A 26076-nucleotide genomic window follows, 5' to 3' on the forward strand; every position below is an offset into this window, starting at 1 on the left:
GGGGGCGGGGGTGTTAGCATTCCGCCATTGTCTTTGAATCTTTCGCGCAATGCTCAAGTTCTGGAAGAAGAAGCCCGCCGAACCCGCTGCGACGCCCGCGGCACAGCCCGCCGAGGAGCGCGCTGCCCCGGCAGCCGACCCGGTCGCTTTCGACAGCATGCCGGCGACGGCCGAGGCGCTTGCCGAAACCGTGGCACCCGAGCCGGCGGCGCCGGAAGTCGAAGCCGAAGCCGAGGACACCGCGATCGCCGCCGAGGCAAGCCAGGCGCTGGCTGAGGCCGGGAGCGATGCCGGGCAGCCCGCCGCGAAGCGGAGCTGGCGCGAGCGTCTGGCGGGCAGTGGCTTTGCGAAGAGCCTCACCTCCCTTTTCGTCCGCCATGCCCGACTCGACGATGACCTGCTGGACGAGCTGGAAACGGCACTGATCACCGCCGACGTGGGCGTCGAGGCCAGCACCCGGCTGGTGGAGACGCTGCGCAAGCGCATGCACAAACGTGAGTTCGCGGATGCGTCCGCCCTGCTCAAGGCGCTGCGCGATGAACTCGTCGCGCTGCTGAAGCCGGTCGAGAAGCCGCTCGATGTCGCGACGCACGCCCCGTTCGTGATCCTCACCGTCGGCATCAACGGCGTGGGCAAGACCACCACCATCGGCAAGCTGGCCCGCCGGTTCAGCGATGAGGGGCGTGCCGTGATGCTCGCCGCCGGCGACACCTTCCGCGCCGCCGCCGTGCAGCAGCTGATGACCTGGGGCGAGCGGAACAAGGTGCCCGTGGTCTCGCAGGGGCAGGATGCCGATGCGGCAAGCGTCATCTTCGATGCCCTCCAGGCGGCGCGTTCGCGCGGCACGAAGGTGCTCATCGCCGACACCGCGGGCCGCCTGCACACCCAGGGCGGGCTGATGGACGAGCTGGGCAAGATCGGCCGCGTGATGAAGAAACTCGATGCCACCGCCCCGCACGAGGTGCTGATGGTCATCGACGGCACCACGGGCCAGAACGCGATCAGCCAGGTGCGCCAGTTCCGCGACACCGCCGGCGTCACCGGCCTGGTGGTCACGAAGCTGGATGGCACGGCCAAGGGCGGCGTCATGTTCGCGCTGGCGCGCGAATTCGGCCTGCCCATCCGCTACGTGGGCCTGGGCGAAACCGCGACCGACCTGCGCGTGTTCGACGCCGAAGCCTTCGTCGACGGCCTGCTGCCAGCCTCCCTCGGCGGCTGAGGGCACGGGGCCGCCGGCACGATGAATCGACTGCGCACCTTCCTGCTGGCGGCCGGCGGTTTCCTGGCCGCGCTGATCATCGCCGCGATCATCGCCACCTACGTGGTGCTCCAGCCCGACCGTTTCACCTCGCTGCTCCAGGCCCGCGCGAAGGCGGTAGGCCTCGCGCTGACCCTTTCGAGCCCTGCCACGCCCACGCTCTGGCCCAAGCCGGCGCTGGAACTGGATGGCGTGACGGTGCGCGGCCCGAACGGCGGCACGCCATTGATCGTGGCCTCGCGCGGAAAGCTCGTGCTGCCCTGGCGCACCCTCATGGGCCGCGACACCAGCATCTCGCGGCTGGAAGTGGAAGGCGCGCGGATCGATATCGATGCGGTCGCCGCCTACCTCGATACCCTGCCCGAACGGCCCAGCACGGCGGGCGCCACGCTGCCGACGATCGACGCCGGCTTCCGGATCAGCCGCGGCACGCTGCTCCGCGGCAATCGCCTCCTGCTGTCCGATGTGGAAGCCGATGCGGGCCGGCTTGCCAGCGGCCGCCGCTTCAGCCTCTCGCTCGCCGCGGATACCGCGGACGGACACCCATACCAGCTGGTCCTGGCGACGTTGCCGATCCTGCGTGCGGGGGTGCTTTCGCTGGATGACGTGACCCTCGACATCGCATCGCCGAATAACTTCGAGACGAACCTGAAAGGTTCCGCGACCTGGCGCGGTGGTGCCGACGTGGGCGCGTCGCTGGCCGGAAGGCTCGTGCGCGGACAAGGCGCGCCGTACACCGTCGCGTTGAACGTCACGCCTGCGAACCAGGAAGACCCGCTGTACGTCGCGCTGAAAGTCGATGGCGAGAGCGGGCATGCCGATCTGCGCGTGCCGCCCATCGCACTGGCCGACTGGTGGACTGGCATGCAGGCCGGTGGCCCGCCTGCTCTTCCGCCCATGCTCGGCAGCGCCGATGTACAGGCAGTGGATGCGGCAGGCGTACAGGTGAAAGGCCTCCGAATTCGAGCCACTCCGAACGTACCCGTCTCCGCGTCGACGACCGGCACCAGCGGCACCAGGCCGTGAACCGCTTCGCCGAAGAACTGTTGCGCTGGTTCGATCACCACGGGCGCAAGGACCTGCCATGGCAGCACCCGCGCGATGCGTACCGCGTGTGGCTGTCCGAGATCATGCTGCAGCAGACCCAGGTCGTGACCGTCATCGGTTACTTCCAGCGTTTCGTGGAGCGCTTGCCGACGCTGCGCGATCTTGCCGCGGCCGATGAAGACACCGTGCTCGCCTTGTGGTCCGGCCTGGGCTACTACCGGCGGGCGCGCTTCCTGCACCGTGCCGCGCAGCTCTGCGTTGAACAGCATGGCGGCGAACTGCCGCGCGATCTCGATGCGCTGATGGCACTGCCCGGCATTGGCCGCTCCACCGCAGGCGCGATCCTGGCGCAGGCGCATGGCCTGCGTTTCCCGATCCTCGACGGTAACGTCAAGCGCGTGCTCACCCGATATCACGGCATCGCGGGTTTCCCCGGCGAAAGTGCGATCGAGAAGCGCCTTTGGCAGCACGCCGATGAGCACACGCCTGCCGTGAGGACCGCCGATTACACGCAGGCAATCATGGATCTCGGTGCGACGGTATGCGTGCGAAGCCGGCCGGCGTGCCTGCTCTGCCCGCAAGCCGCGACCTGCGTGGCGCATCGTGATGGACTCACCGCGGTATTGCCTACGGTGAAGCCCGGCAAGAAGATCCCGACACGCTCGGTTGCCATGCTGTTGCTACGTGACGCGAAGGGCCGGGTGTTGCTGGAACGGCGCGGGCCGGTCGGCGTGTGGTCCGGGCTGTGGAGCCTGCCGGAAGCGGCGGATGCGGACAGCGCCCCCGGTGCGGCCGCTGCCCTCGCGCGAGTGCACGCCGCCGATCCCCTGCCCGCCTTCGTCCACGTGTTCAGCCATTACAAGCTGGACGTTTCCCCCATCCTGTTCGACCATGCGACCCCACTCAAGCGGGCGTCCGATGGCGCGGAGCGGCGCTGGTGCGCCCCCGGCGACCTCGCGGCGCTTGGCCTGCCGGCGCCCGTACGAACGCTGCTCGACAACCTTCCGGAGATCACCCCATGACCCACCTGGTCCAATGCGTAAAACTCGGCCGCGAGGCCGAAGGGCTCGACTTCGCGCCCTGGCCCGGCGAGCTGGGCAAGCGGATCTATGATCATGTTTCCAAGGAAGCCTGGGCGCAGTGGCTGTCGCACCAGACCATGCTGATCAATGAGATGCGCCTTTCCCCGCTCGACCCGAAAACCCGCAGTTTCCTATCGGGCGAAATGGAGAAGTATTTCTTCGGTGGCGACGTCGCACAGCCCTCGGGTTATGTCCCGCCGGACGAAAAGGCTTGACGCCAGCCACGGTAGCCGATTTAATACGCGGCTCCACACGCCGCAACGGATATTGCAGGCACTCGTGGCTCGGTAGCTCAGTTGGTAGAGCAGGGGATTGAAAATCCCCGTGTCGGCGGTTCGATTCCGTCCCGAGCCACCATTATTCAAAGCCCGCTCTTCGAGCGGGCTTTTTTCTTTGGCCCTCTCCCTGTAAGCCACGCTGACATGCCAGCGCGGGCGGCGACTACATGGGCGTGCCGTGTCGCTGACAAGGCGAGCGACGGGCGCCTACATACCCGCGCATATCGCCGTGGCATCGTGTTCCTCCGTTGAACCGATGGATCGAGGTGACGCATGAATGCCGAACTTGCCTGCGCGAGCGAACCCGACGCCTTCAGCTTGTCCGCCATTCTCATCCATGCGTCGCAGGCCCTTACCTATGATTGCACCGACACCACCCCGGAGGCTGACACTCCCATGCTGGAAGTAATCCTGCGCAGCATCGATGACCGCCTGCGCGGCATCGACCATCGTTTCGACAAGATGGACATGCGCTTTGACAAGCTGGAAGATCGCGTCGGCGGCCTTGCCGTCGAAGTATCGGCGCTGACCACGTCCGTCGGCGCACTGGACGCCCGCATGTGCCGGGTCGAGTCCGGTCTGGACGCCGTACGGTCGGAGGTCGGCGCACTCGGCGAGCGAGTTGGCGCACTTGGTGAGCGAGTCACCCGCGTCGAAGAAGGCGTCAAAGGCTTCAACGACTGGCGCCCGGAGCTGAAGCTCGCCAACGATCGCACTGCAGAACTGGTCACGCAGGTGAGCGTCCTGGCCTACCGTATCCAGGTCATGCCAAGTTGGACACGGCTCGGCACGTTGGCGGCGGGTACCGCCGCCATCACCGGCGGAGTGGTCACATTCCTTTCGCAGGGCGGAGCTAGGCTGATCTCGCGCTGGTTCGAGTAGGAGATCGCTCGGTCAGCCTTCGACGTCCCTGCCCGCTTGCGCGCTGCATGTACGCAGGGCGTCATCCACGATGGATAGCTCGTCCGTGACGGTACCGGGCGTGTTTCGCAGCAGGCTGGTGATGCGGGTATCCATGGCGGCGCGCAGGCGATCACGGGCCTCGAGCCCGCACGGCGTGCGCGGCTTCCACGCGGCCACCGTCTCCGCCTGCTTCCTGAGTGAGTCGAGCATCGCCTCACGCGCCTGCGGCTGTGCCGCCCCAGTGCGGACCACCAGCGTGCGCCACTCACTCACGACGCCATGCAGGTCGGCACCATCCGCCGTGATCGCCGCCGCATCACGCTGCCGGGCGCCGTGGGACGCCGTGAGGGCAAGGAGCAGGGTCGTGACGGAGGCGAGGAAGGCGATGCCCACCACGACGATCACGGCCCGGCGGCCATTCGATTTCTGCTCCGCCATGGCGGGCTCCTGCGAGGTTTCAGACGGCCATTGTGCCTTACGACCGCACCGGCCCGCCCGGCGCAACGACGGTCGCGACGATATGTCCCAGCCGCGGACCGTGACCTGGGTAACGCGCGGGCCGGGAACGACGCCGCTATAGTCGGGAGCTTCTCACCAGGAAGCCGACCGCATGCTCCGTTTGCGCAACCTCGCCCTGCTTGCCGCCGTGGCCGCCGCCTTCGCCGGCCCTCTCGCCGCCGAAGACCTGAAGGTGATGTCCTTCAACGTCCGCACCATCACCGGTCCGGATGGCCCCAACCGCTGGGAGATGCGCAAGGATCTTTTCGCCGACACCATCCGCCAGATGGACCCGGATGTCATCGGCACGCAAGAGCTGGGACAGCAGCAGGGCGACGATACGGTGGCCCGGCTTCCGCAGTTCACGTGGTTCGGCCGCGATCGCTTTGGCGCGCACAAGGATGAGCACATGGGCATCTTCTATCGGAAGGACCGGTTGAAGCTCATCAAGTCAGGCGATTTCTGGCTCTCCGATACACCCGATAAAGTCGCCAGCATCACCTGGGGCAATATCTTCCCGCGCATGGTGAACTGGGCCCTGTTCGAGCGGCTTTCGGATCATAAGCACTTCTACCTGCTGGATACGCATTTCCCCTATCGCGACAGCGACGAAGAAGCCCGCTCGAAATCCGCGCACGAGATGGCCGAATGGGTGAAGTCCTTGCCGAAGGGCACACCGGTGATCATCACGGGTGACTTCAATACCGGGCCGGACAGCGAATCGCACCGGATGCTGACGGCGACGTTCAAGGACGCCTGGATGACCGCGTCGGACAAGAAGGGACCGGCGGAAACGTTCCATAACTTCACCGGCAAGGCGGACAAGCGAATCGACTGGATCCTTTACCGTGGCGTCGAAGTAAAGACCTTCGAGACCATCACGATCTCGAAAGACGGTCGCTATCCGTCGGATCATTTCCCCATCCAGGCCGATTTCGCCCTCTGACGCAATCTCACCCCTGGGTGGGTTGCGGGCCGTCTCGGCGAGAGGCGATAGTCGCGCCATCGTCCCGGGAGAGAGAGCCCATGCGCCGTTTCATCGCGTTAGTGTTGTTGGCTTTTACGGTGGTTGCGGCGCATGCCGCGCCACCGCCTTCGTACTTCGATAACACCGGCCGGGACGACGTCCTCGCCGGTGGCGTGAAGATGATCACGATCGACACACCGAAGGGCAAGTTCAAGGTCTGGACCAAGCGGGTGGGCAACAACCCGACGATCAAGGTCCTGCTGCTGCATGGTGGCCCCGGCGCCACGCATGAGTATTTCGAAGCATTCGACAGCTACTTCCCGGGCCAGGGCATCGAGTATTACTACTACGACCAGCTCGGCTCCGCGTTCAGCGATAAGCCCACCGATGAATCGCTGTGGGATACACCGCGTTTCGTGGAGGAAGTGGAACAGGTACGCCAGGCCCTGCACCTGGACAAGGACAATTTCTACCTGCTCGGCCATTCCTGGGGTGGCGTGCTGGCCATCGAGTACGCGCTCAAGTACCAGCAGCACCTCAAGGGCCTGATCATCTCCAACATGGTCGACAGCATCCCGGCGTACAACACGTACGCGAAGACGGTGCTAATGCCGGCCATGGACCAGAAGAAGCTGGCCGAAGTGCAGCGCATGGAGCGCGAACACAAGACCGACGACCCGGCCTACATGGCGATCCTTGTCCCCATGCACTACGAACAGCACGTGCTGCGCATGCCGGCCGACCAGTGGCCCGAGCCGGTCAACCGCTCGTTCAGCCACCTCAACGAGCAGATCTACGTGTCCATGCAGGGCCCGAGCGAACTGGGCGCCAGCGGCAAGCTCCTGCACTGGGACCGCAGCAAGGACCTGGCGAAGATCAAGGTGCCCACCCTGGTCATCGGCGCGACGTACGACACCATGGACCCGAAGTACATGGAGGCCATGTCGAAAAAGCTGCCGAACGGCCACTTCCTGTTGTGCCCCAAGGGGGCGCACATGGCCATGTACGACGACCAGCAGACGTACTTCACCGGGCTGGTGAAGTTCCTCAAGGATACGGATGGCGGGAAGGACTGAGGCAGGCCCATCGCGCGCAAGCGCGCTCCCACAGGGCTGGGTCCGCCCTTGTGGGAGCGCGCTTGCGCGCGATGGCTCCCGGCCTGCCGCCACCAGTCTTCGCTCCTGAGACCTGTTTCTGGCACCATCCTCCGGTTAACGACGCGCCGCGGCGCGCTGCCGGATCGCTAAAACCATGAATTTGCAAGCCAATTACGAACAGATCCCGCTCAAGGATTACGCCGAGCGCGCGTATCTCGACTACTCCATGTATGTGGTGCTGGACCGCGCCCTGCCGTTCGTTGGCGACGGGCTGAAGCCGGTCCAGCGCCGCATCATCTACGCGATGAGCGAACTCAGCCTGGGCGCCCAGGCCAAGCCGAAGAAGTCCGCGCGCACCATCGGCGACGTGATCGGCAAGTTCCACCCCCACGGCGATTCGGCCTGCTACGAGGCCATGGTGCTGATGGCCCAGCCGTTCTCGTACCGCTACCCGCTGGTGGACGGCCACGGCAACTTCGGCTCGTCGGACGACCCGAAGAGCTTCGCGGCCATGCGCTACACCGAGTCGCGCCTGACGCCGATCGCCGAGGTGCTCCTCTCGGAGCTCGGCCACGGCACCACCGACTGGTCGCCGAACTTCGACGGCACGCTGGAAGAGCCCACATGGCTCCCCGCCCGCGTGCCGCACGTGCTGCTGAATGGCTCCATGGGCATCGCCGTGGGCATGGCCACGGACATCCCGCCGCACAACCTGCGCGAGGTGGCCAGCGCCTGCATCCGCCTGCTGGACGACCCGGATGCCACCATCGCCGACCTCTGCGAACACGTGCAGGGTCCGGATTACCCGACGAAGGCCGAGATCATCACGCCGCGGCGCGAGCTGGCCGCGATGTACCAGACCGGTACCGGATCGGTGCGCGCCCGCGCCATCTACGAGCGTGACGACGGCAATATCGTCATCACGGCCCTGCCCCACCAGGTCTCGCCCTCCAAGATCCTCGAGCAGATCGCCGCGCAGATGCGCGCGAAGAAGCTGCCGATGATCGAGGACCTGCGCGACGAATCCGACCACGAGAACCCGATCCGCCTGGTCATCGTCCCGCGCTCCAACCGCGTCGACGTCGACGAGATGATGCAGCACCTCTTCGCCACCACCGACCTGGAGAAGAGCTTCCGCATCAACATGAACATGATCGGCCTGGATGGGCGGCCGCAGGTGAAGGATCTGAAGATGATCCTCACCGAATGGCTGCGCTTCCGCACCGATACGGTCACGCGCCGCCTGAACCATCGCCTGGGCCGCGTCGAGCGGCGCCTGCACATGCTCGAAGCGCTGCGCATCGCCTACCTCAACCTCGATGAAGTCATCCGCATCGTGCGCACCGAGGATGAGCCGAAGCCGGTGCTGATGAGCCGCTTCCGCCTCGACGATGAGCAGGCCGATTACATCCTCGAAACCAAGCTGCGCCAGCTGGCCCGCCTGGAAGAGATGAAGATCACCGAGGAGCGCGACAAGCTGGAAGAAGAGCGCGCGCGCATCAACGTGCTGCTGAAGTCGCCGGCCAAGCTGAAGGGCCTGATCAAGGAAGAACTGCGCGCCGATGCCGAGAAGTTCGGTGACGAGCGCCGCTCGCCGCTGATCGAACGAAGCGTCGCCCAGGCGCTGGACGAGAGCGCGCTGGTGGCCTCCGAGCCGGTGACGGTCGTGCTGTCGCAGAAGGGCTGGGTGCGCGCCGGCAAGGGCCACGATGTCGACGGCGAGGCACTCTCGTACCGTGAAGGCGACAGCCTGGCGGCGATCGCGCGTGCCCGCACGACCCAGCAGGTGGCCTTCATCGATTCGACCGGCCGCGCCTACGCCACCCCGGCGCATACGCTGCCGTCGGCGCGTGGTAATGGCGAACCGCTCACCGGGCGGTTCAGCCCGCCGTCGGGCGCACGCTTCGACGCGGTGGTGGCGGCCGACAACGACACCCGCATCATCCTTGCCACCGACTTCGGCTATGGCTTCGTCACCCGCTTCGAAGCGCTCACCGGACGCCAGAAGGCCGGCAAGCAGATCATTTCGCTGAGCGATGGTGCCCGCGTGCTGAATCCGGCCATCACGCCGGATCCGTCCCGCGACCGCATCGTGGTGGTCACCAGCGAAGGCCACCTGCTGATGTTCTCGGTGGCCGAACTGCCGGAGCTCAACAAGGGCAAGGGCAACAAGCTCATCGAGATCCCCAAGGCCAAGCTCACCTCCGGCGAAGAACGCGTCGTTGGCGTCGCGGTCGTCACCGAAGGCAAGGGTGAAGTCACGATGTACGCCGGCGCCCGCAAGCTAACGCTCAAGTGGGCGGACCTCGTCGAGTACGGCGGCAACCGCGCCACCCGCGGCGGCGTGCTGCCGCGCGGCCTGCGCCGCGTGGAGCGTATCGAAACCACCGGCTAAGTCATGTGGGAGCGCGCTTGCGCGCGATGGGTGCTCGCGGCAAGGCCCATCGCGCCCAAGGGCGCTCCCACGACAGCGGGGTCAGAGGCGCGTGTAGTTCCAGGACACCATCCGGCCGTCCTTGTAGGGCATCACGCCGTGGAACGGTCGCGGGTCACCATCGAAGACCAGTGGCAGGAAGTTCCTGTCGCCCTCCCACATCGGCAGCGTTTCCAGTTCATCCGCGCGCACCCATTCCAGCGTGCCTTCCGGGTTTTCCGAAAGCGGCTCACCCTCGAACCGGGTGATCACGAAGATGAAACCGAGCCAATCCTCGCCGTTCTTGCCGAACCCCGGCCAGTTCAGCGTGCCGCGCAGGCTCATCTCGGTGCACTCGATGCCGGCTTCTTCACGGATTTCGCGACGCATGCACGCGGCAATGTCCTCACCCGGCTCCATTTTTCCACCCAGCCCGTTGTACTTGCCCAGGTGCTGGTCGTCCTTGCGGGCGTTGCGGTGGATCATCAGCACGCGCTGGCCGTCGGGTGACAACACATAGCCGAGGGTAGCGACGATGGGTGTGTAGGGCATGGCGTTTGCGGCGTGGCGTAAACCCCGGAGTTTACGCTCTTGGCGGCCGCGGGGCCCGTTGGCGCGCCAGCACCTTGCGCCAGCCCTTGCACCCGCCCCGCCCGCCCGGCGAACATCCACGGATGCCCCACCGCCGTATCCCCCGCATGGCCAGCCGCCTCTTCCTTCGTAGCCTCGCCCTCGCTGGCCTCGCCGGCCTGTTCATCGGCTGCGCCGCGCCCGCCGACGCGGTCGATGGCCGCGATGTCGTGTTCGATAGCCAGTCGTATTTCGTGACTACGGTCGATACACGGCGCGACGATATCGAGCTGTACTGGCGCAATCCCGACAACGACCAGCCGTTCGCGAGCATCGAGGCCCTGAAAACGTGGACCGCGGGCAAGGGCCGCCCATTAGCGTTCGCCACCAATGCCGGCATCTACGATCGCGATTTCCGCCCGCTCGGCCTGTATGTCGAGAACGGCAAGGCGCTGGTTCCGCTAAACCGGGCCCACGGTAACCCGCGCTCCGGCAACTTCTCGCTGCTGCCCAACGGTGTCTTCGCGATTTACGACGACGGCACGGCGGCAGTCAGCACCACGGAAGCGTTCGCTAAGGCTGCGCGCAAACCGCGCTGGGCCACGCAATCCGGGCCGATGCTGGTCATCGACGGTGAGGTGAACACCCAGTTCGACAATGGCTCGGACAGCATGAAGTGGCGAAGCGGCGTCTGCGCGAAGAGCCCCAGCGAAGTCGTGTTCGTCGTGAGCCGCGCGCCGGTGAACTTCCACTCGTTCGCGCGCTTGTTCCGCGATGAGCTCGGTTGCCGCAACGCGCTATTCCTCGATGGCACGATCTCCCAGGCATGGACCCCGGCGAGTGGTTATGCCGGCGCGCCTGCCTTCATGACCAAGCCGTATGCCGGCATGGTCGCCGTCTTTCCCAAACGACGCGGATAGCCCATGCGCATCGCCCGCCGCCTGCTGATCGGTTTAATTGTTCTGGTCGTGCTGGCGTTGGCGGCGGCGTATTTCGCCCTCTCCGGCAGTCTTGCGCGGCTGGATGGAAAACTTGCCCTGCAAGGACCGTCAGCCCCGGTCACCCTGGAGCGCGATGCGCGCGGCACGCTTACCGTGCAGGCGGCCAACCGGCGTGATGCCGCCTGGGCATTGGGCTTCGCCCACGGCCAGGATCGCTTCTTCCAGATGGACCTGCTCCGCCGCGTGGCGGCGGGTGAACTGGCCGCGCTGGCCGGCGAACGGGCCCTGGGTCTCGACCTGAACCACCGCGTGCACCGCATGCGTGCGGTGGTCGAGGCCGCCTATGAGTTCCTCCCGAACGACCAGCGCGAGGTCATCGATGCGTACCGGGACGGCGTCAACGCCGGGCTCGGGCAACTACGCGTGCGGCCATGGGAATACCTCCTGCTGCGCCAGGCACCGAAGCCCTGGAAAAGCGAAGACACCTTGCTCGCGCTGGGCGCGATGTACTTCGACCTGAATGAGAACGGCACCAACGGGCGCGAACTCGGCATCGCGCGACTGCGCGCCGTGCTGCCTGCGTCACTGGTGGATGCGCTCGTCGCGCCCGACCCGACATGGGAAGCACCGCTGGACGGTTCGCGCTCGCCCGACATCGTGCTCCCGGGCCCCGATGTATTTGACCTGCGGGGGCAGGAAAAGCTCGCGGGGCACGCCACCATCGCGGCCAGCGAAGCCATGCCAGGAAGCAACAGCTTTGCCGTCGGCGGCACGCTGACGGAGAACGGCGCCGCCATCGTGGCGAACGATATGCACCTTGGCCTGCGGGTTCCCAACATCTGGTTCCGCGCACGCATCCGCTTTCCCGATGCCTCGGCGCCCGGTGGCATGCGTGACCTCAACGGCGTGACGCTCCCCGGCACCCCGGCGCTCGTGGCGGGTTCCAACGGCCAGGTGGCGTGGGGCTTCACGAACAGCTACGGCGACTGGATGGACTTTGTACGCGTCACCCGCGACAAGGCCGACCCCTCGCGATACACCACGCCGACGGGAAGCGCGGCGTTTGCGGTGCACGACGAAGTGATCGAGGTGGCTGGCGGGGAATCGCGCCACCTGAAGGTTGAGGACACGCCATGGGGACCGCTGGCCGCAACCGACACCGATGGCACGCCGCTGGCCCTGGCCTGGATTGCGCACCGGCCCGACGCGTTCAACCTGGGCATCATGGCGCTCGAACGCGCGACGGACACCCACGCCGCGCTGGCCGTGGCCTCGCGCGCCGGCATGCCCCCGCAAAACCTGCTGGTCGGCGATCGTGCCGGCCACATCGCGTGGACGATCATCGGCGACGCCATCCCGTTGCGCGAGCCCGGTGTGCCTGGCTGGCCCGGCTTCGCCGACGCGGCCAGCTACCCGCGCGTGATCGACCCCGCGGATGGCCGTTTGTGGACTGCCAACAACCGAACGGTGGGCGGCGCCGCGCTGGCGCTCCTTGGCAACGGCGGCCACGACCTGGGCGCTCGTGCGCAGCAGATCCGCGACGACCTGCAGGCGCGCGAGCACTTCGTACCGGGTGACATGCTCTCGATCCAGCTGGATGACCGCGCATTGTTCCTCTCGCGCTGGAACGACCTGCTGCAGGCAACCCTTTCCCGCACGCATGATGCCGCGCTCGACCCCCTGCGACAGGCCACGGCACGCTGGACGGGGCACGCTGCCGTCGATAGCGTCGACTACCGCGTCGTGCGCACGTTCCGCGAGCATGTGCACACCCTGGTCCTCGCGCCTTTCGCCGCCCGGGCTACAAAGCGCTTCCCGGACTTCACATGGCCGCGCGCCACGACAGCGGAAGGCGCAGTCTGGCAAATGCTGGTCCAGCGTCCACCCAACCTCCTCGACACCACGTGGGCAAGCTGGGATGCACTCCTCGAGGCCGCCGCGCGCCAGACCGCCCGTGAACTGGCCAGCGGCCCCGGTGGCATCGCCGCGCGGACGTGGGGCGAACAGAACACCTCGCACATCGAGCATGCGCTCTCCGGCGCCCTGCCCCATGCGCTGTCGCGCTTCGTGGACATGCCCGTCGAGCCGATGGCGGGCGACACCGATATGCCGCGGGTGCAAGCGCCGGCCTTCGGCGCCTCAGAGCGATTCGCGATTTCACCGGGGCACGAAGACGAGAGCTACCTGGAGATGCCGGGCGGCCAGAGCGGCCACCCGTTGTCACCGTTCCATGGCGCAGGCCACGAGGATTGGGTGCAGGGCCACCTTACGCCGCTGTTGCCCGGCCCCAGCCAGCACAGCCTGGTCATCAGCCCACGTTAGGCGCGCACGCCCTACCGCCACGGGAGGTGGATGGTGACGCCGTCCACCCAGGCGCCGCGCTCCTTCGGTGGAACCGCCGGGTCCTTGCCGCGCCTGTATTCCGAGCAATAGCCATCGGCACGGCACGCGTTCCAGCCTGCTTCGTACACGATGTGGTATTCGAAGTCCCGCCCTTCGTTGCCGGCGAGCGGCAGTTCCCAGACCATTTCGTGGTGCGGATTGAGGCTGGTCGCCAGCGGTGAGGCTTTCGCGAGGCTACCCGCGTGTTTGCGCGCATCGATCCAGCGGAAGATGGCGGGCACATCGGGCAGCCACCAGGTGCTTCGGTAGAACACCGTGTCGGCGTTGCTGCGCGTGTGCACGAGCGACAGTTCGACCTGCGATGTCTTTGATGTTGCGCGCATCAGGTTCACACCAAAAGTGAACGAGGTCGACACCTTGTCCTCGCTGACGGATCTCGACATCTTGGCGTCACCGCCGACGCTGACGGTCTCGCCACTGGCGACCGTCACCAGGCCATCCGCGCTGTCTTCAGGGAGCAGCCGCTTGAGTACCGGCGCGACGGGGCAGTCCGGTGGGCGCCAGGCTTCGAGATCATCGCAACGGAACACGAGTACGTTGCCCACCTGCGGGAAGCTCGAATTCAACGGCCATGCCGTCACGACCTCGCGCCCCTCGATGCGGCCCCATCCGGCATGGATCGCGACATCCATCAGGTTGTGCACCACCCCCGTGGCCGGGTCGTACCACGCATCGGTACCGTGGATCCGCGAGAAGCCGCCCGCGGCACCCTCGTTCAGGGTCTTCGTCCAGAAGAGGTAACGCGCGCTGCTCGCGGATGCGACGTCCTCGCTGCGGATCAAGGCCCACTCGGTCGCCACCGTGAGCCTCACGTCGTACGGCTTGCCGAACGGCTCGATGGTGAACTGGGGCCGCGCGGCGAGGTGCAGCGACAGGGTGCCGTACTGGCACCAGCGGCGCACCTCGCGGCGGAAAGCCCGGCGCTCGATCGGCGTCGGCTCGTCCGCGCCAAACAGGGTGGCGGCGACCTGCTGGGCGAACGCGCGGCACACCTGTCCCGGCGACGCCGCGGGCACGCTGAACTCGACGTGCCTCTGGCGCGCACGCACGGGCGCCTCGCGACGGTCACGTGCCGGCGATGCAGGAAGTACGTCCATGGCCCAGGGCCACGCGGCGAGCAGCAGGCGCCTCGATGCATCGTCGTCGGCATCGAATCCCGAAATGCCAAGGCCGGCACCGGGATCGAGCACGATGGTGTTCGTGGCTGGCCAGGCCTGCGCGCCCTCCAGGCGCACCCGCGCGAGCTGGACAGGACGCCCGGCCAGCGCCACTGGCTTGCCTTCATCGAGCCAGCCGAGCACATCGCGGCGTATGACATCGGGATCGTCGTCGTCACCTACGGTGATCACGACGGGCACGGGCGCAACGGCCTCCGCCGCATCGGCGAATGGCGACATGACGACGCAGGCGGACAGCAGCCAGGGGAATGATCGGCGCATGGGAGATCCTTGCGAGAACGAGTCCGTCAGGGTCTCGTTCTCGCAGCCCAACCACCATGTAGGTCATCCACCGGGCCGCGTCAGCACGCGGCGTGGCGTCAGGTCAGCATGCGCCTACAGATGTCCTCGTACAGCGCAGGAAGCTTTTCGAGGTCCGCGATCGACACGCACTCATCCACCTTGTGGATCGTCGCGTTCACCGGCCCCAGCTCGATGACCTCAGCCCCCATCGGCGCAATGAAACGCCCGTCGCTGGTGCCGCCACCCGTGCTCTGTTCCGGATCGATGCCGCACAACGCGCGGCAGACATCGGCGACGACACCGCGCAGGCGGCCACCTGGCGTCGCCAGGAACGGGTGCCCCGAGAGGTGCCATTGCGCAGCGTAATCGACGCCGTGCGCCTGCAGGATCGCCTCGGCGCGAGCACGCAGCCCATCTGCCGTGCTCGCCGTGGAAAACCGCCAGTTCACCAGGGCGACGAGCTCGCCCGGGATCACGTTGTTCGCACCGGTGCCAGCGTTGATGTTCGACACCTGGAAGGACGTCGGCGGGAAGTCGGCGTTGCCTTCGTCCCAGCGCTCGGCGGCAAGCGCGGCCAGTGCCGGGGCGAATGCGTGGATGGGATTCTTCGCCTTCTCCGGGTAGGCCACGTGGCCCTGGATGCCGTTCACGGTCAGCGTGAGCGAAAGCGAGCCACGGCGGCCGACGCGGATCAGGTCACCGAGTTGCGCCTTCGCCGACGGCTCGCCCACCACGCAGTAGTCGATGCGCTGGCCGGTCTTGTTGAAGTGATCGACAACCTCGCGCACACCGTGCAGCGCCACGCCTTCTTCATCGCTGGTGAGCAACAGGCCCACGGTGCCCGTGTGATCCGGATGCGTGGCAACGAAGCGCTCGAGGGCGACGACCATCGCCGCCACCGAGCCCTTCATGTCGGCGGCGCCGCGGCCGTACAGCATGCCGCCACGCTCGGTTGGCTCGAACGGTGGCGCGGCCCAGTGCTCCTCGGGACCGCTCGGAACGACATCGGTATGCCCAAGGAACGCCAGCACCGGCCCACCCGTGCCATGGGTTGCCCAGAGGTTGTCCACGTCGCCGAAGCGCAGGTGCTCGATGCGGAAGCCGACCTGCGCGAGCCGGTCGGCGATCAGCGGAAGGCAACCGGCATCCTCCGGCGTGACGGAACGGCGGGCGATCAGGTCACGCGTGAGTTCGAGGACCGGGGACATCAGGTGGCAAAGCGCTTCTTGAAGGCGTTATCGGTAAACCCGACGCTGACCTCATCGCCCGTGACCACGACCGGGCGCTTGACCAGCGCCGGGTACTCCTTGAGCAACAGCGTCCACTCGGGATCGGAGCGCGGATCCTTGCGCTGCGGCAGCAGGGTGCGCCAGGTGGTCGACGCCTTGTTGACCAGCTTTTCCCAGCCACCCAGCTGCTCCGACCACGCTTTCAGCGTGGCCGCGGGCACCGGGTTCGCACGGTAATCGACGAACGTGTACGCGACACCGAAGCGATCGAGCCAGTTACGAGCCTTCTTGCAGGTATCGCAGTTCGGCAGGCCATACACCGTGGTGGTCATCGCTTCACTCACCGCTGCGCAGCAGTTCGTTGATCCCGGTCTTCGAGCGGGTCTTCTCATCCACCTGCTTCACGATGATCGCGGCATACAGGCTGTGCGAACCATCTTTCGCCGGGAGGCTGCCGGCCACCACCACGCTGCCGGCCGGCACGCGGCCGTAGCTGATCTCGCCGGTGGCGCGGTTGTAGATGCGGGTGGACTGGCCAAGGAACACACCCATGCCGATCACGGAGCCCTTCTCCACGATCACGCCCTCGACCACTTCCGAACGTGCGCCGATGAAGCAGTTGTCCTCGATGATGGTCGGGTTGGCCTGCAGCGGCTCGAGCACGCCGCCGATGCCCACGCCGCCGGAGAGGTGCACGCCCGCGCCGATCTGCGCGCACGAGCCCACGGTGGCCCACGTATCGACCATGGTGCCGGCGCCGACGTAGGCACCGATGTTCGTGTAGCTCGGCATCAGCACGGCGTCCTTCGCGATGTGCGCGCCGCGGCGCACGAGCGCGCCGGGAACGACGCGCGCGCCAAGGTTGGCGTATTCCGTGGTATCGCCTTCGGTGAAGCGCAGCGGCACCTTGTCGAACGCGCTGGACGGACCACCATCCATCACGCGGTTGCCGTTCATGCGGAAGTACAGCAGTACCGCCTTCTTCAGCCATGCGTGCACCACCCAGCCGCCCTTGCCATCGGGCTCGGCCACGCGGCGCTCGCCGGATTCCAGCAGGTCGAGCACCTGGTCGACAGCGACGCGCAGGCCGCTATCGCCTTCGATTTCGTTCTGGGTCAGGTCGGCGCGCCGTTCGAAGGCGCTCTCGATCACGGATTCAAGCGTTTGCATTTGCATCAACAGGGGTCCTGGGGGTTTCGAGACCGATATGCCGGGTCAGGCACTCGCGCAGGATCTCCTGGCGCGCGGGCGAGAGGGCGGCGTTGTTTCGGTCGGTGAGCTGGAAGAAATCTTCGACGCGTTCGCCGAACGTGGCGATACGCGCATCATGCACGCGCACCTCCGCTTCGGCCAGCGCCTGCGACACGGCGGCCAGCAGGCCGGGGCGATCCGTGCACACCAGGGCGAGCTGCGTACGCTCGCCCACGGGGTTGAACGTAACCCGTGGCGCCATCTGGAAATGCCGAAGGTGTCGCGAAATGCCGCGCTTGGGCGCGCTATGGCCTTCCGGATGGTCGAGCGCGCGCATCAGGCGCAGGCGCAGCTCTTCTGCGCGCTGAAGCGACGCCGGTGCCTGGGTCTCGGACTCGAGGAGGAGGAACGTGTCCAGCGCCATGCCTGTGTTCGACACAAGGATGCGCGCTTCAACGACGGAGAAGCGCAGGCGATCCAGAACCGCCGTGACAGTGGCGAACAGGCCGTCGCGGTCCGGCGTATAGACGAACAGCTCCGTGCTGCCACGCACCGAGAACGGATGCACCTCGACCAGCGGGGTGACGCCGCCCGCGCGGAGGATGGCCGCGGTCTGCCACGCGATCTGCTCGGCGCGATGGCGCAGGAAGCTCAGGTCGGGGAAGTCCGCCCACACCTTCGCGATGTCATCCGGGGCAAAGCGCTCCGCGACCAGCATGCCCAACGCGCGCTCCCGGCACTCGCGCACGCGCGAGCCGGCCAGCGTGGCGTGGCTGATATCGCTGCGCAGGGCGAAGCGGGTGGCGGTGTACAGGTCGGCCAGCAGGCGGTCCTTCCATGCGTTCCACAGCTTCGGGCTGGTGCCGATGATGTCGGCGATGGTCAGCAGGTAGAGGTGGTCGAGGTGTTCCCAGTCGCCCACTACGGAAGCGAAGCGATGCACCACGTCCGGATCGGTGATGTCCTGGCGTTGGGCGGTGGTGCTCATGAGCAGATGCTGGCGGACCAGCCATGCCACGAGTTCGACCTGCTCCTCGGGGAGCCGCAGGCGCCGGCAGAACGCGCGTGCGTCCTCTTCGCCCAACACCGAATGATCACCGCCGCGTCCCTTGGCGATGTCATGGAACAGCGCGGCCAGCAGCATCAGTTCGGGCCGCTCGATATGCGGCCAGATTTCGCAGCCGAGCGGAAACTCGCGGCGCGCGCCCGGATCGGCGAACCGCGCCACGTTGCGGAGGACGCGCAGGGTGTGCTCGTCAACCGTATAGACGTGGAACAGGTCGTACTGCATGCGGCCCACGACCTTGCCAAACGCAGGCAGGATCGCGGCGAGCAGGCCATGGCGGTTCATCCGCCACAGGGCATCCACGGCGGGCGCGCCGCGGCGCAGGAGCGCCAGGAACGCGTCGAGCACGGCCTGGTCGTCGGCCAGGCCTTCGCCATGCTGGGACACCGCGTGCTGGATACGACGCATCGTTTCGGCGGTGAAGCCGGTGATGCCCGGCGCATCGAGGCGCGCGATGAAGATCTCGACCAGTGCCGCCGGCCGGCGCACGAACAGGTGCGGATTGCGCAGCGCGATGCGCGAGCCGTAGCGCAGGTAATCGGTGCCGACCGGCTCGGGCTCCGCCGAAGGGTCGAGCATCTCCTCGAACCGCTCGACCAGCTGCGTTCCGGATCGCTCGATCTGGGTCGCGGCGCGGTAATAGCCCTGCATGAACTGCTCGACGCCCAGGTTCTTCGCGTGTTCGTCTTCGAAGCCGAGCCGCGAGGCCAGCGCGCGCTGGTAATCGAACAACAGGCGTTCTTCGGCCCGGCCCGCTTCGAGATGCAGTGCGTAGCGATAGCGCCGCAGGGTCTCTTCCGCGCGCGTCAGTTTCGCCGCTTCCACCGGCTCAAGCAGGCCCTCGGCGACCATGGCATCGAAATCCGGCGCATGCGCCAGGCGGCGCCCGAGCCAGCGCAACGCATCGAGCGTGCGCAGCCCGCCGGGGCCGTCCTTCAGGTTGGGCTCGAGGTTTTGCGCCGTATCGTCGTAGCGGGCATGCCGGGCATCGCGCTCGGCAAGGCGCGCGGCGAGGTATTCGCGTGGCGGCCAGAGCGCCGGATCATCGAGGATGCCGCGCAGGTCGTTGGAAAGGATCGGCCAGCCGGCCAGGCGGCGCGCGTCCAGCAGGCTGGTGAACACGCTCGCATCGCGCGCGGCGAGCTCGCGGCATTGCTCCACCGTTCGCACCGCGTGGCCCGGCTTCAGGCCGATATCCCACAGGCAGGCGAAGAAGTTCTCGAGCGCGCGGTAGAGGGCCGGCGAGCTCTCGCCGACCATGGCCAGCAGGTCGACGTCCGAACAGGGAAACAGCATGCCGCGGCCGAAGCCGCCCACCGCGAACAGCGAGGCGGCAGCCATGTCGCCCAGGCACGCACCCCAGGTATGCACGACGACCTTCTCGACGACCTCGGCGCGACGCCGGGCCAGGGCCGAAGCGTCCTCCCCCTCGCCGAACGCGGTATTCAGGGCGCGGTCGGCGTCGCCCAGCAACTGGCGCAGCGAGCGCCGCGCCTCGGGCGATACGCCGGAGCGGGGAACGACGGCGGGCAGGCGTGGAAGCGGGGGAAGCGTCACGTCGGGGCCCCTTTGCGTTGGAAGGCGATCCCGCGCCACGCAGGCCGGGATCGCGAGGTGTATCAGGCGGCGTCCGGCCAGGGCGTGAGGATCTCGAAGCCGTCTTCCGTCACGGCCACGGTGTGCTCCCACTGGGCCGAGAGCGAGTGGTCCTTGGTGACCACCGTCCAGCCATCGGGCAGCGACTTGGTGTGCGGCTTGCCGGCGTTGATCATGGGCTCGACCGTGAAGGTCATGCCGGGCTTGAGCTCCAGGCCGGTGCCCTGGCGCCCGTAGTGCAGCACCTGGGGTTCATCGTGGTAGACCTTGCCGATGCCGTGCCCGCAGTACTCGCGCACCACCGAGAAACCCGCCGCCTCGGCGTGCTTCTGGATCGCGGCGCCCACGTCGCCCAGGGTGGCGCCCGGCTTCACGGCCTGGATGCCCTTCATCATGGCTTCGTAGGTGGTCTCGACCAGGCGCTTCGCCAGCACGCTGGGCGTGCCCACGAAATACATGCGACTGGTATCGCCGTGCCAGCCATCCTTGATGACCGTGACATCGATATTGATGATGTCGCCGTCCTTCAGGACCTTGGTGTCGGTGGGAATACCGTGGCAGATCACATGGTTGACCGAGGTACACACGGTCTTCGGGAAGCCCCGGTAGCCGACATTGGCCGGGATGGCCTTCTGGACATTCACGATGTGGTCGTGGGCCAGGCGGTCCAGTTCCTCGGTGGTGACGCCCGGCTTGACGTGGGGCACCAGCATGGCCAGCACTTCGGCGGCCAGGCGGCCGGCCTCGCGCATGGCCTGGATCTCTTCGGGGGTCTTCGGTACGACTGCCATGGGTCTCTCTCTTTTTCCTTTGCCCTCAGGGGGATGGGCCTGCCGTGTACGTGGCGGTGCCCCCGGCGGATTTCCAGCCCCATGCTTGCGGCGGGTGGGGCTGGAGGCTACAATTAGCGAGTTTTGCTGCCCGGCGAAGCCACTTTTACGTGGCCACGGGAGCGAAACGACACCGCGATTGTAACCGCACGGCGCAACCATTGGCCCGGCGTAAGGCAGTCGCTTTTAACGCCACACACGCATCGGCACCGTCTTCGGGGTGCCTTGCCCAATGGGCAGGGTCGAAGCCGGGGATGCGTGGAGGTCCCAACCCCCATAGAACCGCCCCGTGCGGTTCACCAGGAGTAATTCCATGGCACAAGTCACCATGCGCGAGATGCTGGAAGCCGGCGTCCATTTCGGCCACCAGACCCGTTACTGGAACCCCAAGATGGCTCCGTACATCTTCGGCGCCCGCGGCAAGATCCACATCATCAACCTCGAGAAGACCCTTCCGCTCTTCAACGACGCGATGAACTTCCTCTCGGGCCTGGCCCAGAAGGGCGGCACCATCCTGTTCGTCGGCACCAAGCGCTCGGCCCGCGAAGCCCTGGCTGAAGAAGCCGGCCGCGCCAACCAGCCGTTCGTCACCGCCCGCTGGCTCGGCGGCATGCTGACCAACTTCCGCACCGTGAAGCAGTCGGTTGCCCGCCTGAAGGAACTCGAAGCCGCCGAAACCGACGGTTCGTTCGATCGCCTGGTCAAGCACGAAGTGCTGGCCCGTCGCCGCGAGCGCGAGAAGCTGCAGAACTCGCTGGGTGGCATCAAGGACATGAACCGCCTGCCGGACGCGCTGTTCATCGTGGACATCGGCCACGAAGACATCGCCGTGCAGGAAGCCCGCAAGCTGGGCATCCCGGTCGTCGCCGTCGTCGATACCAACTACGACCCGGCCCTCGTCGACTACGCCATCCCGGGTAACGACGACGCCATCCGCGCCATCCAGCTCTACGCCCGCGCCGCCGCCGACTCGATCCTCGAAGGCAAGGCCGCCGCTCCGCAGCACGCCGCCCGTGGCGATGCCAACGAGTTCGTGGAAATGGACGAAGCCGGCAACCCGGTCGCCAAGGACGAAGCCCCGCGTGGCGAGCGTCGCAACGATCGCGCCCCGGCCAAGAAGGGTGCACCGCGTCGCGAAGGCGGCCGTGACGGTGGTCGTGGCCGCGCGTAAGCGCCCCACCCCGTAGCTCTTCCGTTTTACCCGCGCCGCGGCACCCTTGCCGCGGCGCAATCCAAAACTTTGAGGAATTACCATGGCTGAGATCACCGCAAGCCTCGTCAAGGATCTGCGTGAGCGTTCCGGCGTCGGCATGATGGAGTGCAAGAAGGCACTCGTCGAAAACAACGGCGATATCGAAGCGGCAATGGAAGCGCTGCGCAAGAGCGGCGCGGCCAAGGCTGACAAGAAGGCCGATCGCGTGGCCGCCGAAGGCCTCGTCGCCGTCGCCACCCAGGGTGGCAAGGGCGTCATGGTCGAAGTGAACAGCGAAACCGACTTCTCGCAGCGCAACCCGGACTTCATCCAGTTCACCAAGGATGTCGCCAACGTCGCCCTGTCGTCGGGCGCCAAGGACATCGACACGCTGAAGGCCGCCAAGCTCGGCGACTCCACCGTGGAAGATGCCGCCAAGGCCCTGACCCTCACCATCGGTGAGAAGTTCGACGTCCGCCGCATCGCCACGGTCGATACCGACGGCGTGCTGGGCGCCTACTCGCACGGCGGCCGCATCGGCGTGCTGGTGGCCCTGAAGGGCGGCTCGGAAGAGCTGGCCAAGAACATCGCCATGCACGTTGCCGCGATGAACCCGAAGTTCATCAAGGCGGAAGACGTCCCGGCCGATTTCCTCGAGAAGGAAAAGGAAATCGAGCTGTCGAAGATGACGGACAAGGAAAAGCAGAAGCCGGCCGAGATCCTCGAGAAGATCGTGTCGGGCAAGGTCAACAAGATCCTTGCCGACGTGACCCTCGTGGGCCAGGCTTATGTCATCGACACCGACATGACCGTCGCGGAAGCCCTGAAGAAGGGTGGCGCGGAAATCATCTCGGTCGAGCGCCTCGCCGTCGGCGAAGGCATCGAGAAGGTCGTTGACGACTTCGCTGCCGAAGTGATGAAGCAGGCGGGCCTGGCGTAAGCCACCCCACCCGCTGACGAAAAAGCCCGGCTCCGGCCGGGCTTTTTTATGCCTGCGATTCGAGACGGCTCGCCGATGAACTTGCCGCCGAGGTGAACAGCGACACTTTTTCACGTACCTGTAACAAAGGCGGCGCGCTACACTACCCGCGTTTTGCCCCACACAAACTGGAGAACCCCATGAGCACCCCGCTGAACCACCGCCGCATCCTGCTCAAGCTCTCCGGTGAAGCCCTGATGGGCAGCGAAGATTACGGCATCGACCCCAAGGTCATCGGCCGCCTCGCCAAAGAGATCCTCGAAGTCATCGACGCCGGCGTCCAGGTAGGCGTCGTCATCGGCGGCGGCAACATCTTCCGCGGCGCCGGCCTCGCCGCCTCCGGCATGGACCGCGTCACCGGCGACCACATGGGCATGCTCGCCACCGTCATGAACGCCCTCGCCATGCAGGACGCCATCGAAAAGCTCGGCGGTGAAGCCCGCACCATGAGCGCCATCAAGATCAACGAAGTCTGCGAAGACTTCATCCGCCGCCGCGCCATCCGCCACCTCGAAAAGGGCCGCGTCGCCCTCTTCGCCGCCGGCATCGGCAACCCCTTCTTCACCACCGACTCCGCCGCCGCCCTGCGCGCCGTCGAAATCGGCGCCGACCTGCTCCTCAAGGCCACCAAGGTCGACGGCGTCTACAGCGCCGACCCGAAGCGCGTGCCCGACGCCACGCGTTACGAACACCTCAGCTACAACCAGGTCATCGAGCGCCGCCTCGAGGTCATGGACACGGCCGCCATCGCCCTGTGCCGCGAGAACAAGCTCCCGCTGCGCATCTACGACATGACCCAGCCGGGCAACCTCATGAAGATCATGCGCGGCGAGCCCGTCGGCACCCTCGTGGACGCCGGCTAAGCCGGCTTCTGGCCGCCCTGCTATACTCGCCTGCTGACCAGATCCACCGGAAAACCGCCCATGATCAACGACATCAAGAAAGATGCTGAGACCCGCATGGGCAAGAGCATCGATTCGCTCAAGCACGACCTGAAGTCCATCCGGACCGGTCGCGCCAACCCGTCGATCCTCGAGAACATCAAGGTGCCCTATTACGGCACGGACACCCCGCTGTCCCAGGTCGCCAACGTGACCACGCCGGATGCGCGCTCGCTCTCCGTCAAGCCGTTCGACAAGAGCATGATCGGCCCGATCGAGAAGGCCATCATGGCTTCCGACCTCGGCATCACGCCGACGACCATGGGCATGGATATCCGCCTGAACTTCCCGCCGCCGACCGAGGAGCGCCGCAAGGAGCTCGCCAAGACGGTGGCCAAGGAAGGTGAGCAGGCCAAGATCGCCATCCGCAACGTCCGCCGCGACGCCATCCAGCACGTCGACAAGCTGCTGAAGGACAAGGCGATCACGGAAGACGACAAGAAGCGCGCGGATGACGACATCCAGAAGCTGACCGACAAGTTCGTCAAGAACGTCGACGAAGTCGTCTCCGAGAAGGAAAAGGAACTGATGGCGCTCTGACGCGCCATCGTTCCCCGCCCATGCCCGCGAAACCCGACGCCCGGGTTCCACGCCACATCGCCATCGTCATGGATGGCAACGGCCGTTGGGCAAAGCAACGGCTGCGCCCGCGCACGTTCGGCCACCACGCCGGCCAGAAGGCCGTGCGCTCGGCGGTCGAGTTCTGCCTGAAGCGCGGCGTCGGCTCGCTTACCCTGTTCGCCTTCTCCAGCGAGAACTGGTCCCGCCCCGAGGGCGAGGTATCCGCGCTTATGGAACTGTTCCTCAAGGCGATCGACCGCGAAGTGGACGAGCTGCATGGCAACGGCGTCCGCGTGCGCTTCGTGGGTGACCTGGACGCGTTCGCGCCCGAACTGCGCAAGCGCATGCTGGGCGCCATGGAACGCACCGCGGCGAACACGGCGCTGAACATGAACGTCGCCGTGAACTACGGCGGCCGCTGGGACATCGCCAACGCGGCACGCCTCGCGGCGGAAGCGGCGGCGCGCGGTGAATTCCCGTTGGCCGAACTCGACGAGCAGCGCCTCAACGGCTACACCTGCCTCGCCGACCAGCCGCCACTCGATCTCTTCATCCGCACGGGTGGCGAGCGCCGGGTAAGCAACTTCCTGCTCTGGCAGCTCGCCTATGCCGAGCTCTATTTCACCGACACCCTGTGGCCCGATGTCGACGATGCCTGCCTTTCCGGGGCGCTGGATGACTTCGCCCGCCGTGAGCGCCGTTACGGCCGCACCGGCGAACAGGTCGCCACGGGCTAACGCCGGACCTCCATGCTGAAGCAACGCATCATTACCGCGGCGATCCTCCTTCCGGTCGTACTCGCCCTCATCCTGCTGCCGCCCACCGGCTTCTTTGCCGCGATGGTCGCCATCGTCTTCGTCGGCGCGGCCTGGGAATGGGCGCAGCTGGCCGGGTTCAGTACGCGGGCGAGCCGCGCCGCCGTTGCCGTCGCCGCGGCGGCCGTGTTCGTGGTGCTGCTGCTCGTGCGCACGCCAGGCCTGCTTGCCGCGCTGACCTTCGCGGGCGTGGCCTGGTGGATCGCCTGCTGCTTCTGGCTCCGTCACTTCACGTTCGCCGCGGCGCCCAACAGCGAAAACCGCATGCTGAAGCTCGGTGCCGGCCTGCTGGTCATCGTGCCGGCGCTGGCCTCCGCGACCGATATCCATGCCAGCGAACGCGGGCACTGGTGGACGTTGCTCGCCCTGGTCATCGTGTGGGCCGCCGATACCGGCGCCTACTTCAGCGGCCGCTACTTTGGCCGGCGCAAGCTCGCTCCCCGTATATCCCCAGGCAAGACCTGGGCGGGCGTGTACGGCGCCGTCGTCGCCGGCGGCCTCGTCGCGCTGCTTGGTGGCCTGATGCTTGGCGTCCAGTCGGGCGGCCAGCTCGTCGGGCTGGTGATCCTGGGCTTCCTGACCGTCGCCGTCGCCGTCGTGGGGGACCTGTTCGAAAGCCTCATGAAGCGCCATGCGTCAGTCAAGGATTCGGGCAGCCTGTTCCCGGGCCACGGCGGTCTCCTCGACCGCCTCGACAGCGTCTTCGCCGCCCTGCCGATCTTCGCGGCCGGCAAGCTCCTGCTGGGCCTGTAAGCCATG

At 66.7% G+C, this 26076-nt stretch carries 24 protein-coding genes and 1 tRNA gene; 17 read left to right on the forward strand and 8 right to left on the reverse strand.

Features of this window, described 5'->3' with window-relative positions; translation table 11 throughout:
* The first annotated feature begins 49 nt into the window (after positions 1–49).
* The 6 genes from ftsY (at position 50) to ACZ6YI_RS01455 (ending at position 4547) form a co-directional block, all read left to right on the forward strand.
* Entirely contained in the window at positions 50–1219 is a 1170-nt protein-coding gene (gene ftsY, locus ACZ6YI_RS01430; protein ID WP_465777108.1) for a signal recognition particle-docking protein FtsY, read from the forward strand.
* Positions 1220–1240: 21 nt separating this feature from the next.
* Positions 1241–2284, forward strand: a complete 1044-nt coding sequence (locus ACZ6YI_RS01435) for an AsmA family protein (RefSeq protein ID WP_465777109.1) — start codon at positions 1241–1243, stop codon at positions 2282–2284.
* Entirely contained in the window at positions 2281–3327 is a 1047-nt protein-coding gene (gene mutY / locus ACZ6YI_RS01440) for an A/G-specific adenine glycosylase (RefSeq protein WP_465777110.1), read from the forward strand. Before ACZ6YI_RS01435 ends, mutY begins: the two co-directional genes overlap by 4 nt.
* A complete protein-coding gene (locus tag ACZ6YI_RS01445) occupies positions 3324–3602 on the forward strand; it encodes an oxidative damage protection protein (protein WP_465777111.1) in 279 nt (92 codons plus the stop codon). The genes mutY and ACZ6YI_RS01445 overlap by 4 nt, the downstream gene beginning before the upstream one ends.
* Positions 3603–3668: 66 nt before the next feature.
* A tRNA-Phe gene (locus ACZ6YI_RS01450) sits at positions 3669–3744 on the forward strand.
* A gap of 194 nt (positions 3745–3938) precedes the next feature.
* Entirely contained in the window at positions 3939–4547 is a 609-nt protein-coding gene (locus ACZ6YI_RS01455; protein ID WP_465777112.1) for a hypothetical protein, read from the forward strand.
* 12 nt (positions 4548–4559) lie between these two features.
* Here the strand turns inward: ACZ6YI_RS01455 and ACZ6YI_RS01460 are convergent, their stop codons facing one another.
* Positions 4560–5006, reverse strand: a complete 447-nt coding sequence (locus ACZ6YI_RS01460; protein ID WP_465777113.1) for a hypothetical protein — start codon at positions 5004–5006, stop codon at positions 4560–4562.
* 172 nt (positions 5007–5178) lie between these two features.
* Here ACZ6YI_RS01460 and ACZ6YI_RS01465 point away from each other — a divergent pair, with 172 nt between their 5' ends.
* The 3 genes from ACZ6YI_RS01465 (at position 5179) to parC (ending at position 9525) form a co-directional block, all read left to right on the forward strand.
* Positions 5179–6012 (forward strand): endonuclease/exonuclease/phosphatase family protein, encoded by an 834-nt coding sequence (locus ACZ6YI_RS01465; RefSeq protein WP_465777114.1) that lies wholly within the window; start codon positions 5179–5181, stop codon positions 6010–6012.
* Positions 6013–6092: 80 nt separating this feature from the next.
* Positions 6093–7109 (forward strand): proline iminopeptidase-family hydrolase, encoded by a 1017-nt coding sequence (locus ACZ6YI_RS01470; protein WP_465777115.1) that lies wholly within the window; start codon positions 6093–6095, stop codon positions 7107–7109.
* Positions 7110–7284: 175 nt separating this feature from the next.
* Positions 7285–9525 carry a DNA topoisomerase IV subunit A gene (parC, locus tag ACZ6YI_RS01475; RefSeq protein ID WP_465777116.1) on the forward strand — a complete coding sequence of 747 codons (2241 nt, stop codon included), beginning with the start codon at positions 7285–7287 and terminating at the stop codon, positions 9523–9525.
* A gap of 81 nt (positions 9526–9606) precedes the next feature.
* Here the strand turns inward: parC and ACZ6YI_RS01480 are convergent, their stop codons facing one another.
* Positions 9607–10095: an NUDIX hydrolase gene (locus ACZ6YI_RS01480; RefSeq protein ID WP_440327123.1), complete on the reverse strand. Its 489-nt coding sequence runs from the start codon at positions 10093–10095 to the stop codon at positions 9607–9609.
* A 146-nt stretch (positions 10096–10241) separates the two neighbouring features.
* Between ACZ6YI_RS01480 and ACZ6YI_RS01485 the strand changes: the two genes are divergently transcribed.
* Positions 10242–11033, forward strand: coding sequence for a phosphodiester glycosidase family protein (locus tag ACZ6YI_RS01485; RefSeq protein WP_465777117.1), 792 nt, complete (start codon positions 10242–10244; stop codon positions 11031–11033).
* 3 nt (positions 11034–11036) lie between these two features.
* Positions 11037–13376 (forward strand): penicillin acylase family protein, encoded by a 2340-nt coding sequence (locus tag ACZ6YI_RS01490; RefSeq protein ID WP_465777118.1) that lies wholly within the window; start codon positions 11037–11039, stop codon positions 13374–13376.
* Between the two features lie 11 nt (positions 13377–13387).
* Here the strand turns inward: ACZ6YI_RS01490 and ACZ6YI_RS01495 are convergent, their stop codons facing one another.
* From ACZ6YI_RS01495 to map, 6 genes are all read right to left on the reverse strand, one after another.
* Entirely contained in the window at positions 13388–14896 is a 1509-nt protein-coding gene (locus ACZ6YI_RS01495; RefSeq protein WP_465777119.1) for a hypothetical protein, read from the reverse strand.
* 98 nt (positions 14897–14994) lie between these two features.
* Positions 14995–16125, reverse strand: coding sequence for a succinyl-diaminopimelate desuccinylase (dapE, locus tag ACZ6YI_RS01500; protein ID WP_465777120.1), 1131 nt, complete (start codon positions 16123–16125; stop codon positions 14995–14997).
* Complete coding sequence (locus ACZ6YI_RS01505; RefSeq protein WP_465777121.1) at positions 16125–16478, reverse strand: arsenate reductase; 354 nt, start codon at positions 16476–16478, stop codon at positions 16125–16127. The genes dapE and ACZ6YI_RS01505 overlap by 1 nt, the downstream gene beginning before the upstream one ends.
* 4 nt (positions 16479–16482) lie before the next feature.
* Entirely contained in the window at positions 16483–17316 is an 834-nt protein-coding gene (dapD, locus tag ACZ6YI_RS01510) for a 2,3,4,5-tetrahydropyridine-2,6-dicarboxylate N-succinyltransferase (RefSeq protein ID WP_440327140.1), read from the reverse strand.
* Positions 17303–19960 (reverse strand): [protein-PII] uridylyltransferase, encoded by a 2658-nt coding sequence (gene glnD, locus ACZ6YI_RS01515; protein WP_465777122.1) that lies wholly within the window; start codon positions 19958–19960, stop codon positions 17303–17305. The genes dapD and glnD overlap by 14 nt, the downstream gene beginning before the upstream one ends.
* A gap of 62 nt (positions 19961–20022) precedes the next feature.
* Positions 20023–20790, reverse strand: a complete 768-nt coding sequence (gene map, locus ACZ6YI_RS01520) for a type I methionyl aminopeptidase (protein WP_465777123.1) — start codon at positions 20788–20790, stop codon at positions 20023–20025.
* Between the two features lie 352 nt (positions 20791–21142).
* On the opposite strand from map, the gene rpsB reads away from it, so the two are divergent.
* The 6 genes from rpsB (at position 21143) to ACZ6YI_RS01550 (ending at position 26070) form a co-directional block, all read left to right on the forward strand.
* Positions 21143–22000, forward strand: coding sequence for a 30S ribosomal protein S2 (rpsB, locus tag ACZ6YI_RS01525; protein ID WP_440327136.1), 858 nt, complete (start codon positions 21143–21145; stop codon positions 21998–22000).
* A gap of 82 nt (positions 22001–22082) precedes the next feature.
* Positions 22083–22961: a translation elongation factor Ts gene (gene tsf / locus ACZ6YI_RS01530; protein ID WP_440327137.1), complete on the forward strand. Its 879-nt coding sequence runs from the start codon at positions 22083–22085 to the stop codon at positions 22959–22961.
* Positions 22962–23140: 179 nt separating this feature from the next.
* On the forward strand, positions 23141–23863 hold the full coding sequence (gene pyrH, locus ACZ6YI_RS01535) for a UMP kinase (RefSeq protein WP_440326335.1): 723 nt from the start codon (positions 23141–23143) through the stop codon (positions 23861–23863).
* A gap of 60 nt (positions 23864–23923) precedes the next feature.
* Positions 23924–24481, forward strand: a complete 558-nt coding sequence (gene frr / locus ACZ6YI_RS01540) for a ribosome recycling factor (protein ID WP_440326336.1) — start codon at positions 23924–23926, stop codon at positions 24479–24481.
* A 20-nt stretch (positions 24482–24501) separates the two neighbouring features.
* The gene (uppS, locus tag ACZ6YI_RS01545; protein WP_440326338.1) at positions 24502–25239 is read left to right on the forward strand and encodes a polyprenyl diphosphate synthase; all 738 of its coding nucleotides are present in this window, start codon (positions 24502–24504) and stop codon (positions 25237–25239) included.
* Between the two features lie 12 nt (positions 25240–25251).
* Entirely contained in the window at positions 25252–26070 is an 819-nt protein-coding gene (locus tag ACZ6YI_RS01550) for a phosphatidate cytidylyltransferase (protein ID WP_465777124.1), read from the forward strand.
* The last annotated feature ends 6 nt before the right edge of the window (positions 26071–26076 follow it).

Source organism: Luteibacter sp. NPDC104163 (assembly GCF_055584245.1).